This window comes from Candidatus Brocadiaceae bacterium (genome assembly GCA_012728835.1).
Lineage (GTDB): Bacteria > Planctomycetota > Brocadiia > SM23-32 > SM23-32 > JAAYEJ01.
In genome coordinates, this window is sequence record JAAYEJ010000009.1 from 1 (window position 1) to 13,949 (window position 13,949).

At 71.3% G+C, this 13,949-nt stretch carries 9 protein-coding genes; 1 reads left to right on the top strand and 8 read right to left on the bottom strand.

Annotated elements, in window-relative coordinates:
- A partial coding sequence (locus GXY85_01025; protein ID NLW49411.1) for an SGNH/GDSL hydrolase family protein occupies positions 1 to 296 on the top strand: 296 nt, incomplete at its 5' end.
- A 20-nt stretch (positions 297 to 316) separates the two neighbouring features.
- Here GXY85_01025 and GXY85_01030 read toward each other — a convergent pair.
- The 8 genes from GXY85_01030 to GXY85_01065 all read right to left on the bottom strand — a co-directional run bounded on the left by GXY85_01030 (position 317) and on the right by GXY85_01065 (position 13,917).
- Positions 317 to 5,122, bottom strand: coding sequence for a DUF3320 domain-containing protein (locus GXY85_01030; GenBank protein NLW49412.1), 4,806 nt, complete (start codon positions 5,120 to 5,122; stop codon positions 317 to 319).
- A gap of 93 nt (positions 5,123 to 5,215) precedes the next feature.
- On the bottom strand, positions 5,216 to 6,091 hold the full coding sequence (locus GXY85_01035) for a hypothetical protein (GenBank protein NLW49413.1): 876 nt from the start codon (positions 6,089 to 6,091) through the stop codon (positions 5,216 to 5,218).
- A 418-nt stretch (positions 6,092 to 6,509) separates the two neighbouring features.
- Positions 6,510 to 7,253: a creatininase family protein gene (locus GXY85_01040; protein ID NLW49414.1), complete on the bottom strand. Its 744-nt coding sequence runs from the start codon at positions 7,251 to 7,253 to the stop codon at positions 6,510 to 6,512.
- Between the two features lie 97 nt (positions 7,254 to 7,350).
- A complete protein-coding gene (locus tag GXY85_01045) occupies positions 7,351 to 8,940 on the bottom strand; it encodes an FAD-binding protein (GenBank protein ID NLW49415.1) in 1,590 nt (529 codons plus the stop codon).
- Positions 8,933 to 10,159, bottom strand: a complete 1,227-nt coding sequence (locus GXY85_01050; protein NLW49416.1) for an electron transfer flavoprotein subunit alpha — start codon at positions 10,157 to 10,159, stop codon at positions 8,933 to 8,935. Before GXY85_01050 ends, GXY85_01045 begins: the two co-directional genes overlap by 8 nt.
- The gene (locus tag GXY85_01055; protein NLW49417.1) at positions 10,156 to 10,944 is read right to left on the bottom strand and encodes an electron transfer flavoprotein subunit beta/FixA family protein; all 789 of its coding nucleotides are present in this window, start codon (positions 10,942 to 10,944) and stop codon (positions 10,156 to 10,158) included. The genes GXY85_01050 and GXY85_01055 overlap by 4 nt, the downstream gene beginning before the upstream one ends.
- Before the next feature lie 289 nt (positions 10,945 to 11,233).
- Positions 11,234 to 12,802, bottom strand: coding sequence for a hypothetical protein (locus GXY85_01060; GenBank protein NLW49418.1), 1,569 nt, complete (start codon positions 12,800 to 12,802; stop codon positions 11,234 to 11,236).
- Positions 12,803 to 12,819: 17 nt separating this feature from the next.
- Complete coding sequence (locus tag GXY85_01065) at positions 12,820 to 13,917, bottom strand: radical SAM protein (protein NLW49419.1); 1,098 nt, start codon at positions 13,915 to 13,917, stop codon at positions 12,820 to 12,822.
- Between the last annotated feature and the right edge of the window lie 32 nt (positions 13,918 to 13,949).

Below are 13,949 nucleotides of genomic sequence, written 5' to 3' on the forward strand. Positions count from 1 at the left end.
CCGTCCGGGCCGTCAATCCCGAGGCCGACTTCATCCTCGTCGCCTCCATGCCGGGCAACGCCGAGTGGTCGGGCATCCGGCCGGACAAGTTCGCGGAGTTTCGTCAGATACTCGCCGAACGCGCCGGGCCGGGCGTCGCCCTGGCCGACGTGACGGGCCTGTGGGAGGAACTGCTCAAGACGAAGCGCTACCACGACCTGACCGGCAACGGCGTCAACCACCCCAACGACTTCGGCCATCGCCTCTACGCCCAAACGATCCTCGCCCTGCTCATCGAGGACTACGGCGCCGAGTAGGCGCCCTGAGGCGGGCGCGCCTACTGCCGTTCGGTGCGCGCGTGCAGACGCCCGTCGGCCCCCTCCACGATCGTGCCGTCCGCAACGGCCCCGGAGACGGCCGCCTGGATGGCGGCGGCCACGCGGCTCCCGACCGATCCGAAGCCGAGGCCGTACGCCGTCTGCCTCACGAGATCGTCATGCACCATGCCATACTGTTCCGCCAGAACGCGCACGGCGGCGGCGGCCAGTTCCTCCCGGCAGATCAGGCGCGGGTCCTTCGGCGCGTCCCCGCCGCGGCGGCGCGGCCGGACCTCCTCCATGTCCCTGGACCAGAGGAACCGCCCCCGGCGTCTGATCGTCCCGGCGGCCTCGCACGCGGCGGCGGCCTCCTGCCCGGTCCGGCGGACCCGTGCACCGCACCGACTGATGTCCCAGGCTGCGGCGATACGTCGGATGAGTTCATCCTCGTGGATGGGCCCCTCCACGCCGACGCACGCCACGACCTCGCGCCGGAGCTGCGCCGCCGACCGGAAGAAGGCGTCCGGGTCCTGCCGACGCTTCGGTTCGTACAGTTGATACTCCGGGAAGCCCGCGCTCTCCTGCCCCCGCTGCACGGGCCTGAGCCGCCCGGACGGATCCTCCGGGGTCTGCGCAGGCGGCAGTTGCCCCGCCGGCCGGGTCCTCGCCTGCTCGACGGCGTCCAGAGCGCGCTGCAGTTCCCTCTGAGGCGTATGGTACCAGTCGGTTGACCAGACCCGGTGCAGGTTCCAGCCCAGCCCCTGCAGCACCTGCTGTCGGAGCCGGTCGCGGTCCCGGGCCGTGGGGGTCGTGTGGTAGGTCGCGCCGTCGCACTCGAGTCCGAGCAGGTAGGTGCCCGGGTTCTCGGGGTCGACGACGGCGAGGTCGATTGCGTAGCGGGCGCATCCCACCTGCCTGTGAAGCTCGACGCCGTGCTCGGCAAGCCGGGCGTGCACGGCCTGCTCGAAGCCGGACTCCTCCCCCTCGTCGTGCCCCGCCGCGCCCGGATCCTGGCCGTGCTCGGCGTAGTGGAGGAACCGGTGCAGGGCATGGGCCCCGCGGGATCCGGTCGCCCCGAGATCGAAGTCGTCCGACCGTATGGAGGTGAACACGACGCACTTCTCCCGGGCGCGTGTGACCAGCACGTTCAGCCTTCGCCAGCCGCCCTCGCGGTTCACGGGCCCGAAGTTCATGGACAGGCGCTCGGCCCGTTCCGACTTTCCGTAGCCGACGCTCAACAGGATCACGTCCCGCTCGTCCCCCTGGATGGTCTCCAGGTTCTTGACGAAGAACGGCTCCTCCTCGTCCGTGCTGAAGAAGCTCTCGAGGGACTCGTCATTCCGCCTCAGCAGCTCGACTTCGTCCAGGATGGCCTGCTGCTGTCGCTGGCTGAACGCGCCGACGCCCAGGCTCTTGTCCGGGTGCCTGCGCGCATGCTCGAAGACCGCCTCCGCCACGCGGCGGGCCTGCGCCCGGTTCGTGCCGCTGCCCCCCCGGTCGTACATGTCGCCGGGCTCGTAGACGAGATGCACGCCCAGGTCCGAGCGCTTGCGATGGGCCGAGGGGAAGATGACCAGTTCGTTCTCATAGAACTCCGCGTTCGAGAAGGCGATGAGCGACTCGTGGCGGCTTCTGTAGTGCCACCGCAGGGAGACGTGCGGCATGACCATGAGCCCGCGGTCCAGGATGCTCTCCATCGTGGTCAGGGAGGCGGCGGCGTCCTCGTCCTCAGCGTCGGGGCCTTCCGACATGTCACGGAAGAAGTCGGTCGGCGGAAGCTGCTTGGGATCGCCGACAAGCAGGAGCTGAGAACCGCGCGTGATCGCTCCCAGGGCGTCCGCCGGCTCCACCTGGCTGGCCTCGTCGAACACGACGACGTCGAAGCTCAGGGTTCCAGCCTCCAGGAATTGGGCCACGGAGAGGGGGCTCATCATGAAGCACGGTTTCAGGTCCTGGACGAGATCCCCGGTGTCGGCAAGGAGCTTGCGGATCGGGCGCCCGCCCCGCTTGCGGCGTATCTCGCCCTGCAGGATGCCGAGCTGGGAACTCCCGGCCAGGTGTCCGTTGCCCACGATGCCGGTACTCGGACGCCTCTCCGACAGGAGGGCGTGCAGGCGCAGGCGGGTCTCGCGTATCCAGGCTTCGTCGAGTTCCGCGAACGACCGCCGGTCGGCCTCATGGGTCCGGCCGCTGAACGCCCGGAGCGACGGGCGCGTCTCGAAGGCCTCCTCCAGAAGCAGCCGGTGCCACTGCTTCTCGAAGGCCGGCACGCAGTCGGCGGGCTCGACGCCGGCGCTCAGGACACTCCGGACGAACCCCTCCACCGGCGAGTCGGCCAGGCCCTGCAGCGCATCCTGGAACAGCGTCCACGCACGCAGATCCTCATGCCGCGCGGACATCTCCTCGAACCGGCCGCGCAACGCGTCCAGCGGCACGTCCGACAGGCGCCGGCCGAAGCCCTCGTCCTCGGAGAAATCGAGCATCTCACCAAGCTCGCCCCACTGCCGATCCCACGTCCGGACCGCCTCCTCCAGGGGCCCGGCGGCCTCCGCTGCGCGACCCGGGTCCGCCATGGCCGCCTCCACCGCCTCCCACGTCAGCCGGGACGCCTCCACGAGCGTGCGCACATCCAGCACCCACTCGACCAGGGCGCCCGCCTCGGCGCCGTCGGTCTCCGCCCCCCGCCAGAGTCCGGCCAGGTACCGCCGCCCGAGGTCTTCTCGGTCGGCGGCCGCCCGGCGCACGGCCGTGAACCCGGCCAGCTCCTCCACGTCCTCCAGCGTCTCCTGACGCCCCGGCCTGTGACCGGGCAGGCGACAGGCCTTCAGCGTCTTCCGGTCGGCCCAGTAGGAGGGACGCAGGAGACGCAGGGCGCCGGCATCGCGCCGACGCCATCGAGCGGCGAACACCGTCCAGTCGATGCCGGAGGCGACGTCTGCATCGTACCGGTTCGCGAGCGCGGCGCGCGCCTGCCCCTGCGCCTTCAGGAGCCCCAGCAGGCCCAGGATGTCGTCTCTCTGCTCGTCCCAGCCGGTATCGCGAACGAGGTCGATGGAGACGTTCGGTTTTCGGCCCAGCAGACGGGCCATCTTCAGCAGATCCCCCGCGTCGCCGACGGTCCCGGCCGGTTCGGCCTGAAGGACCCCGGCGGCCGTCGCGCCCGCGCTTCGAACCTGCTCAAGGGCCTCCGTCACGAGCCGAAGGGCAGAGGCGAGCGTGCTGCGGACCTGGGCCGTCACCCGCAGCAGACGCGTCCCCCTCCAGGGATTCGACTCGACCGGCCAGACCCCCTGAAGCCGCGTGGCGAGGCGCTCGACGAGCCGTCTCTGCTCCAGCACCTCGCCGCGGTCCCATCCGCAGGCCCCCTCGATGTCGGTGAAGACGTCGGGCACCGCACTCTGCCGGACGCAGCGGCCGATGGCCTGGTACGGGGTCACGCCCGTGCGGCCCACGGGTTCGTGCAGGTCGAGTACGTAGCGCCGCAGACGCTCCCTCACGCCCAGCAGCTCCTCGGCGAGTGTCTCGCCGGACCGGGCGGCGTAGGGCCCCTTCGACAGCACCCTCCCCAGCTCGTCGACCACGGCCCGGCGGCGGGCCTTCGTGCTATGAAGCTCGAGGCAGAAGTCGCCGAGCCCGACTCTGTCCAGACGGCGCTTCACCACTTCCAGGGCGGCCATCTTCTCACTGACGAACAGGACCGTCTTGCCCGTGCTCAGGCACTCGGTGACGATGTTCGTGATCGTCTGCGACTTGCCGGTCCCGGGGGGGCCGAAGATCACGAAACTGTGGCCCTGCTTGGCCGTGACGATGGCACGGAGCTGGCTCGCATCGGCGTCCAGAACCTGGTAGGCCTCCCGGATGTCCAGGAGGTCATCCAGCTCGCGCTCCGACGGCGTCTGCGAGTCCGCCGGGGCGCCCGCCGCCTCGTCGCCGAGCATTCGCCGGATCAGAGGGCGGTTGCTCGGCGCCCGCCCCTCCGGCCATCGGCGCTCATCCAGGTCCACATACATCAGGTACTTCGTGAACGAGAAGAAGCCCAGGACGGCGTCGCGCCGGACGCTCCACCCGTCCAGAGGGGCGATCAGCTCGGCGACGCGGTCGAACAGCGCATGGACGTCCTGCACCTCCAGGTCGCCGTTGAGCGGGGGCAGCTCGATGTGGTGGTCGCGGGCAAGGAGTTCCGCAAGGCATGGGTTGAGGACCGTTTCCTCGTCCAGGGCGGCCAGTCGAAAACGGCTGCCGACCGACGACCGCCCGATCTCGACGGGCACCAGGAGCAGGGGCGCCGCCGGCGCTCGCTGCGCATCGTCGGCCCGCCGCCAGTCCACGAACCCGACGGCAAGGAACAGGAGGTTGACCCCCTTCTCCTCGGTGGCGCTGCGGGCGGCCTGGTAGACGCGCAGCAGGTTGGTCTGGAGCGCGCTGCTCTCCAGGTCGGTGTGCAGGGAGAACCGGCGGCGTTCACGCGCGGCGCCCGGCTCGCGCACGTCGTCGGCCGGATCCGGCTCCGGTTGGTCGAGGCCCGGCCGGCCCTGGCCACCGTCCGGCTCGGCAACGGCCTGTGGCCCGGCCGCCTTGTCGGAGGCCCGGGCGGGAGCGTCTGCGGCCGCGCCATCCGGCCGGCCTCCCGTCACCTCGTCCTGCGCGAGGAAGGACAGGCTTCGGGCATCGACGACGAGGTCCTGCCAGATCTCGTCCAGCTCCGGCCCCGTGATGCGGACGCTCGTGCGTCGGGTGGGGCGGTAATTGAGAAGAGGATTGCGCAGGCTCAGGTCCAGGAGTTCCTGCCGGGCCCTCGCAAGGGCGCCAACCACGTCGACTGCCATCGGCCACTCCTCGGCTGATCCTGCGTGCACGGCGGGCAGTCCAGTTGTAACCGTTCCCGCCCGTGTGGTCAAGCCGTGGGGGATGCAGGGGCGTCAGGGAGCTCCGGCCCCGGCGTCGATCATGCTCCGAAGGGACCGCCAGCCTTCGAGTTGGGCAGGGCTGAGCGTCGGCCGGCCGCCGACGGCCGCGCGGTGCTCCACGGCACGGAGCCATCGGCGGGTGCGGCGCGGCAGGGCCACGGACTCGTTCACGACGAGGCCGGTCACCAGTTGCTGCTGGTGGCCCCGGCGGATGTGGAGCTTGCGCCTCTGGTGGAGGGTGTAGCCGTGTTGCCTGAGGATCGCCTTTGTGGCGCGGATGACCTGGGCGACGGCCGTGCGGTCGTCGCTCGGGAACGAGAATGTCATGTCGTCGGCATAGCGGGTGTAGACGGCGTCGTGCCGGTCGGCCAGCGCGCACAGACGGGCGTCCAGGCCGTAGTTGACCAGGTTGCTCAGGCGCGGGCTGGTCGGGGCGCCCTGGGGCAGCGAGTTCCTCTGGGTGCAGAGCCGCACGAGCAAGGCGGCCGCCTCGCGGCCCCAACCGACGGCGCGGAAGTAGTCGCGCACGCGCCGCTCGGTCGTGGAGACGAAGAAGTCGCGCACGTCCATGCGCAGCACGACCGCCCGGCCGGCGTGGGGCCGGGCATTGGACACGATCGACCGGCCGCGTTCGAAGCCCATGGCGGCCGGGTGGCTGCGCAGGCGCCTGAGCAGGCGGCGCAGGATGAGTCGTTGCAGGGCCTTCGTCGGCCCGTCCGGCGCGCAGATGGTGCGCCGGCCCCCTGTGCGCTTGGGGATGGTGAACTCGGTGTAGGTGGGGTGCGCGGCGCGCAGTTCCTCGGGCGACAGCCCCAGGCGCTCGGCCAGTTCGTGGACCGTCCGGCCGCCGCCTCCGAGCAGCCTGCGGACGATCCCGCCGAGACCCATGGGAGGCCCCCCCTGCGCAAGAGAGAGCGGGCACGGGCAGAGACGGCCCGTGCCCGCGTTGCCTTGCTTGCCCTGGAAGGGCAACTACCGATTCTGACGGGTCAGCAATACGACCCGGCCGGCGAGACGCCGGCCTCGTGCCCCTGGATTGAGAGCACCGCCAAGGCAACAAACCCATTGTACCTGTGAGGCACCGCCGCGGCAAGGAGGATTTCCCGTCCGTGGACGTCTCCGGATCGTCACGACGTGCTTCTGCGCCCGAGACAGGGCGCCGCAGCATAACATGTGGGGGGGCGCGCAAGGCACGGACGGACACGGACCCGCACGGACCGGGCCGCCCGCGCCTCTCGAACGTGCCGGAAAGGCCCTCTCCGGGTGTCATCCTGAGGGCCGGTCCGGAGGGATTCTCGGACAGAGCCTAGTACTGCGGATACTGATCGGCCATCTTCAGGACCTCTTCGATGTACCGGGCGGACCCTTCGACGATGGCGCGGGCGATGGGGCGGCCCTTCTGCGCCGTCGCGCGAGACGGGCTGCCGGCGTTGCCCTCGCCGCCGGAGAGCGTCTTCATCGAGAACATGTCCTGCCAGATGGCCTTGAACGGCACGGGGTTGTCGCGACAGTTGTCGCGCACGTGCTCCGGGCAGAGCGCGAGCATCAGCGACGTCTCGACGTCGCCGCTGTGCACCTCGAAGCCCGTGGCAAAGCCCTCGAATGCCTCCTCCGGCACGTGCTCCCAGGGGTTCAGGTAGATGACGCCGCAGCGGCCGATTTCCCAGTTCTGCTCCCGCACGACCGGCTTGACGATGAAGTTCCCCCCGTGCCAGGCCGCCACAACGAGCCACCGGATGCCCACGCGGGACACGCTCTGCCAGGCATCGCGCACGATGCCGCGCATCGTCATCGGGGTGAAGAGCATCGTGCCGACGAAGCCCGTGTTCTCCATCGACGACGAGATGGGCAGGGTCCGCAGGAGCAGCGCCGCGCCCGGGCGGTCCACGGCGGACAGGATGTCCGCCGAGAGCAGTTCGCCCGTGATGGTGTCCGTGCCGATCGGCAGGTGCCGGGAATGCTGCTCGGTAGCGCCCAGAGGAAGAAACGCCAGTTCGGGCTTCGCCGCTTCCACTTCGAAAGCCGTGTTGAGGTCGGTCAGGACTTCCATTCGATCCTCCTGCGACGTGGTCGGGTCTCGGGCAACCGGTCCGCCATCATACGTCGGCCCGCCTCCGACCTCCAGGAACCGCCCGCGGGCCGGCCGTTCACGTCTCGAACAGCACGCCGGGGTTGAGGGTGCCGTCGGGGTCCAGGGCCTGCTTGACGGCGCGCATGGCGGCCAGATCGCTCGGGGAGAACTGGACGGCCAGGAACTTGCGCTTCAGGCGGCCGATGCCGTGCTCGGCGGCCACGCTGCCTCCCAGCCGGACGGCCTCGCGGGCGAAATCCATGTACAGGTCCTGCGAACGCGCCATCTCCTCGGCCGTCCGCGGCAGGATGTTCACGTGCAGGTGGCCGTCGCCGATGTGGCCGAAGATGACGAACTCGATCCCGCACGCGGTCAGCCGCTGCTCGTAGAGCGAGAGCATCTCCTGAAGCGAGTCAAGCGGCACGGCCATGTCGGTGCCGACCTTGTGCAGGTCCGGCATTTCGAGCTTGCGCCGCCCGATGATGGCGTTCACGGTCTCGGGCACGGCGTGGCGCAGGCGTTTCATCTCGTTCAGGTCGCGGTCGGCGAATCCCGCCCAGGTGCGGTCGGCCGACAGGCCCACCCGGGCAAGGACGTCCGTCAGGGCGGCGTGGACGCGGTCCAGGTGGCGTTCGTCCTCGAAGGCGTGCTCCAGGTAGACGGCCGCCCGGGCGTCGGCCGGGAGGCGGGAGACCTCGACGTAGGCGGGCGTGTCGCGGCCCATCTTGCGCACGAGCGCCATGGCCCGGGAGTCGATGTACTCCAGCGCGATCGGGTCGAGGTCCGGATGCTCCAGGCACGCGGCGACCAGCCGCACGGCCCCCGGGCCGTCGTCCAGGAACTGCGTGAGGAACAGGCGGTTGGCCGGCTTCTCGGCCAGCCACAGCTCGGCCCTGGCGACGATGCCCAGGGTGCCCTCGCTGCCCACGAACAGGTCCACGGCGTCCATGTCGCGCCGCAGGGCGTAGCCGGCCGTGTGCTTGGTGCGCGGGCGGGGGATGTCGGGTGTGACGACCTCGGCGGCGGTGCCGTCTGCACGGCGCCAGGTCAGGCGACCGTCGGCGGCGCGCACGCGGCCGCGTTCGAGTTCCAGGATGCGGCCGTCGGCCGTGACGGCCGTCAGCGCCTTCACCCAGCGGCGGGTGGGCCCGTAGTGCAGGGTACGCGCGCCGGAGGCGTTCGTGGCGATCGTGCCGCCGATCTGGGCGGAGGTCTCCGTGCTGTCCACGGGGTAGAAGAGCGGGCGGGCGGGCCGTCCGTCCGGGTAGTCGCACAGGCCATGGTCGAGCGCGTCGGCCAGCTCGGCGAGCGTCGTGCCTGCGCCCACGCACACGAACCAGCGGCCGTCGGGCGCCTGCCGGACGGCGGGCCGCGGGTGGATGCGTTCGAGCGCGATCACCTCCTCGGCCTCGACGGGGACGGCGGCGCCGGTAATGCCCGTGCGCGCGCCCGAGACGGCCACGCGATGGCCGGCCGCGCGCGCAGCCCGCACGGCGGCCGCCACGTCGTCGGGCGTCTCGGGGAAGTGGACGGCCTCGACGCGTCCGGCCGTCAGCCGCGACTCGTCGCTCAGGTACTGGGCGTAGCCGCGTCGGACGTTCTGCCAGCCGGAGACCACGCGGTAGTCGCCGCTCGATGCCGGGAGTCCGGGCGTCAGCTCATGCATCGCCGCCCCCTTTCGGTCCGGCGTCCGTCTGCAGTGCGCGGATGAGCTGCGGGACGACCTGGCGGTAGTCGCCGACGATCCCGAAGTCCGCCACCTCGAAGATGGGGGCGTCCGGATCCGCGTTCACGGCCACGATCGTGTCGCTCGACTGCATGCCGGCCCGGTGCTGAACGGCCCCCGAGATGCCCACGGCCACGTAGAGGCGCGGCTGGACGGTGCGGCCCGTCTGGCCGACCTGGCGTTCGTAGGGCGCCCATCCGGCGTCCACGGCCGCGCGGCTGGCGGCCACCTCGCCGCCCAGGGCGCGGGCGAGTTCGGCCAGGAGCCGGAACCCTTCAGGCCCGCCAAGGCCGCGTCCGCCGGCCACCAGCACGTCGGCCTCGGCGATGTTGATGGCGGAGTCGGCCCGGGGCCGCGATGCGCGCAGCTCGACGGCCGTGGCGAACGTCTCGGGCGGCAGGTCCCAGCGCCGCACGGCCGGCGCTGCGGCGCTGCCCGGTTCCGGCGCGGCCATCACGCGCGGGCGCACGGTGGCCATCTGGGGGCGCCGGCTGCGGGTGACGATGGTGGCCAGGACATTGCCGCCGAACGCGGGCCGCGTCTGCAGGAGGCATCCGGAATGCGGGTCGATCTCCAGCCCCGTGCAGTCTGCCGTGAGGCCGGTGCGGCAGAGCACGGCCACGCGCGGCATCAGCGAGCGGCCGTGGGCGGTCGCGCCGGCCAGGAGGATGCCCGGCCGTTCGCGGGTGATCAGGTGCACCAGCGCGCGCGTGCACGGCTCGTCCATCGGGTGCGCGAGCGCGGGATGGTCCACCAGGTGCAGCGTCGCCACCGGCAGGCCGGCCAACTGCGACGGGAGCCCGTCCAGGCGATGGCCCAGCGCCACGACCTCGACCGAGCGCCCCAGCGTGCCGGCCAGCTCCGCCGCCTTGCCGGCCAGCTCATGCACGACGTGGTGCAGACGCCCCTCGTGGTGCTCGCCGTAGACCCAGACGGCGCCGGATGGCGCGGCCGCTCCGGCGGGAGCGGCCGTGCCTGCCGGGGCGGCGGCCGGCACTGAGATGGCCTCGGCGGGGCATTCCGGGACGCACGCGCCGCACAGCGTGCAGGCATCGCCCACCCGGATGCGCCCGGCTTCCTGCGACAGCGCACCGAACGGGCAAGCGTCGATGCAGCGTCCGCAGAGGATGCACGCGTCCGGGTCGATGCGCAGCGTCATCCGATCGCCCCCCGTTTCCGGAGGGCACCGACAAGCGCGGCGGCCGCCGCCTCGGGGTCGTCCGTCCACCGAACGCAGTCGGCACGGCGCGGCGGCGCGAACACGCGCACAACGCGTGTAGGCGATCCGTTCAGCCCGAGCCGGGCGGCGTCTCCGCCAATCTGCCGTAGGCCCCAGCGCGGCACCTCGCAGCGACGCGCCCGCATGCAGCCGACCAGGGAGGGCAGGCGCGGGGAGTTCAGGTCCTTGAGCACCGTCAGGACGGCCGGCAACGGCACGCGCAATGCCTCGTCCCCGTAGTCCGTCATGCGCTCGACGACCAGCGCGGCCGTCGACGCCTCGACGATCCGCCGCACGTAGGTGGCCTGGGGCCAATCGAGCAGCGCGGCGAGGCCGGGGCCCACCTGCGCCGTGTCGCCGTCGATGGCCTGCTTCCCGCACACGATCAGCCGCACGTCGCCGAGGGCCCGCACCGCACGGGAAAGCGTGCAGGACGTGGCCCACGTGTCGGCGCCGGCAAAGGCGCGGTCCGTCAGCAGCACGGCCCGATCGCAGCCACGCGCCACCGCCTCGCGCAACGCCTGCTCCGCCTGGGGCGGCCCCATGCTGAGCGCGGTGACGCGTCCGCCAAGGCGCTCGCGCAGTGCGACGGCCGCCTCGATGGCGTGGGCGTCCAGCGGGTTGAGGATGCCGGGCACGCCCTCGCGCACGAGCGTCCCCCGTTCGGGGTCGATGCGCACCTCGGCGGTGTCGGGCACCTGTTTGATGCAGACGACGGTATGCACGATGCCTGTCCGTCGGAGAAGGGGCGATGGCGGCAACGCTGACGGCGACGCCGGAGGGCCATGGTAGCGGGCGCCGGCAGGCGAATCAAGCCGCGGTAGGAAGCAACGACAGCAAAAAGGGCATTGGAGACGGCTCGGCGCACGGGTATAATCCGGCGCACCAGGCGAGCGGCGCACAAAGGCACCGCCGTGGGGGCGCCACAGCGCGGATGCCCGGAGGCGTGGGCTCCCGCCGCCCGCCTCCTCTTCCTGCGTGGAAGGCGGAGGGTTGCAGTCGGCGGCATCCGCCCTACGGGGCCGTGCGGTCCAGCTCGAAGAGGTAGGCCGACGCCCCCTCGGCCCGGAAGCGGTGGTGTCTCGCGCCCATTTCCTCGAGGGCCGACTCGAAGAACGCCCGTTCGTGCGCCCGGTCGTGCGAGATGAGGAACCAGACCCTGCGCACGTCGTGCGCCGTCACCGCCTCCTGCAACTGCTGCACGTACGCCGAGGGGTTCCTCGGGGAGCAGATGCCCTTCTCCCACAGCTCGAAGTCGTAGCCGCGCGTCTGACGGTAGTACTCGAAGGCCGGGTAGGCCCCCCAGTGGACATAGACGAGGTCGCCCGGCTGCCGGTGCTCCCGCATGTGCTCGATCACGGGCCGGATCTCCTCGTGTCCGTACGGCGGCAGGGCCGCCGCCAGGGCGCTGCCCGCGGTCGGGACGAACAGCATGACCAGCAGGAGCGGGCCCACCAGGCGCATGGCGCGATGCGATCGGGCGGCCGCGATCCGGGCCGCGCCCGCGCCGATGAGGATCAGCATGCCCGGCACGAGGAACAGCAGCAGCCGGCCCCGGAACGGGTACATCCGCAGGGTCGCGGCCAGGAAGCAGAGCATGCCGGGGGCGACCAGGGCCGCCAGCTTCCGGCGGTCGGTCCGGAGCATGACGCCGAAACCGACCGCAAACAACAGCGCCGCCACGACGGCTGCGCCCGCGGAGGTCGGGAGGCCGAGCGTCCGCTGGAACAGCCCCATGAACGCCTTGCGGAGCCAGCCGGCCGTGCCGCCGAGGGAATCCAGGGGCACGAAAGCATGCTGCCAGAAATCCTGTTGAGACGGGTTGGTCGCCAACTGACGCAGGTTGACGAGGTAGCAGGCGGCGAAGCTGACGGCCCAGGCACCGCCCATCACGGCCGCCCTGGCCAGCCCCGCCCATTGCCGCCTCAGGAGCAGAACCACGGCCAGCGTCATCCCCGCGCCCGGGAGAACGAAGGAGGCCGGATAGGAGAACCAGACCGCCACGACGCCCGCGGCGGCCAGCGGAAGCAGGCGGCGCAGCCCGGTCTCACCGTTCAGAACCGGGGTGAACAGCAGGTACAGAACCACGGTCCAGAGCACGTCCAGCGAATAGGGCTTGACCTCGGCCGCGTAGTAGACGGGGAACCGGAGCAGGGCGAAGAGCGCCAGGGCCGGGATCGCCGCGTTTCGACCCAGCCATCCTCGCGCGAGCAGCCAGAACGCGTACACGCTGAACGCACCCGCCAGAAAGGGTACCAGCCGGAGCGCCAGCTCGCCGGTGCCGAACGCCACGACGGCCGCCTTGGCCAGAAGCACAAAGCCGATCGGGCTGCCCTGGCAGAAGTCCAGCGGCAGCAGAAGGCGGCCCCATGACCTGTTGATGATGTTCAGTGCGAGCCATGCCTCGTCGATCCAGAGCGAACGCCGGGACGCGTACTGGACGAGGCGCAGCGCGATGCCGAGGCCGATCAGGACGGCGGGCAGCCGGGGGGAGTCCCAGAGCGCGCGCAGGCGCGGCCGCCACCCGTCCGCTGCCGGCGCGGTCGCCTCCGGCGTGGTCGGTTCCTGTGAGCTGCCGTGCATTGGTCCGCCCCGAGGCGTCAGCGGGGCTCCTGGTCCTGTGGGAACAGATCGGGTTCGGTGGACGGGGTGATTGCGGGATGGTCCGTGTAGGCGACCGGGCTGTGCGGCAGACGCGCGATGGGCGCCAGGATGTCGCGTCTGTACTGCTGGTCGAACGCGGCCAGGCAGCGGTCGGGCGCGTCTCGGTACGCCGAGAACTTCGTGGCACGCTCCCATATGCGCTGCAGGGGCTCGTCGCGGACGTTGCCGAAGGAGATGTGGTTCAGGCAGCAGCCCATGACGTGGCCGTAGCAGGTGATCGCCAGCTTCTCTTTGCCGGCCGGGCAGCGGGGCCTGAGGAAGTACGAACAGGCCCAATCGACGGTCGCGTTCGGGTGCTGCTTCAGGACCGACATCAGCTCCTCGTAGGAATCGTCGGTGTTGCCGTCCATGTCCTGCGCCTTCCCCACGCGGGCCAGCGGAGCCAGGAAGGCGCGCAGGCCGTTCTCACGGCAGTAGCCCAGCACGCCCTGGAGCCGCTCGGTCTCGCCCGGCACGAACACCGTGCAGATGCCCACGGTGAGCCCCTGTTCCTTGCCGATTCGGACGGCCTCCTGCACCTTCCGGCACTGGCCCGGGTGGCCGCGCAGGCGGTCGTTGACCTCTTCGTCCAGGCTCTCGAGACTGAGGAACATCGCCCGGAGCCCCGCCTCGCGCAGCCGACGGATCAGCGGCTCGGTGACGGCGATGCCGTTGCTGACCACGCTGACGAAGAACCCGCGGGCGCTGAAGATCCTCACCAGTTCGCAGAGGTCGTCCTGCAGGAGCGGCTCACCGCCCAGGAAGATGGCCGAGACGGCGCCCAGCCCGGCCGCCTGATCGGCCAGGGAGCGGTACTGGTCGAGCGTCAGGGGCGGCCCGCTCTCCCGTCGGAACTTCGCCACCGAACACATCGTGCACCGGGCCTGGCAGTCGAACGTGCTGAGGATGTCGACGGACTTGAGCGTGTTCTTGCGCAGCACGAGGCCCCGGAAGAACCCGCGCGCAATGCGCCAGGCCGCCCGGGGGTTCGTGAGCAGCCAACCCCAGGAGACGGTCGTGACGCGGGAGCGATAGGCCTGAATCCTGTCCTTCATGCGGGTCTTCCCGTGCCTGTGCAGGTGTGCGT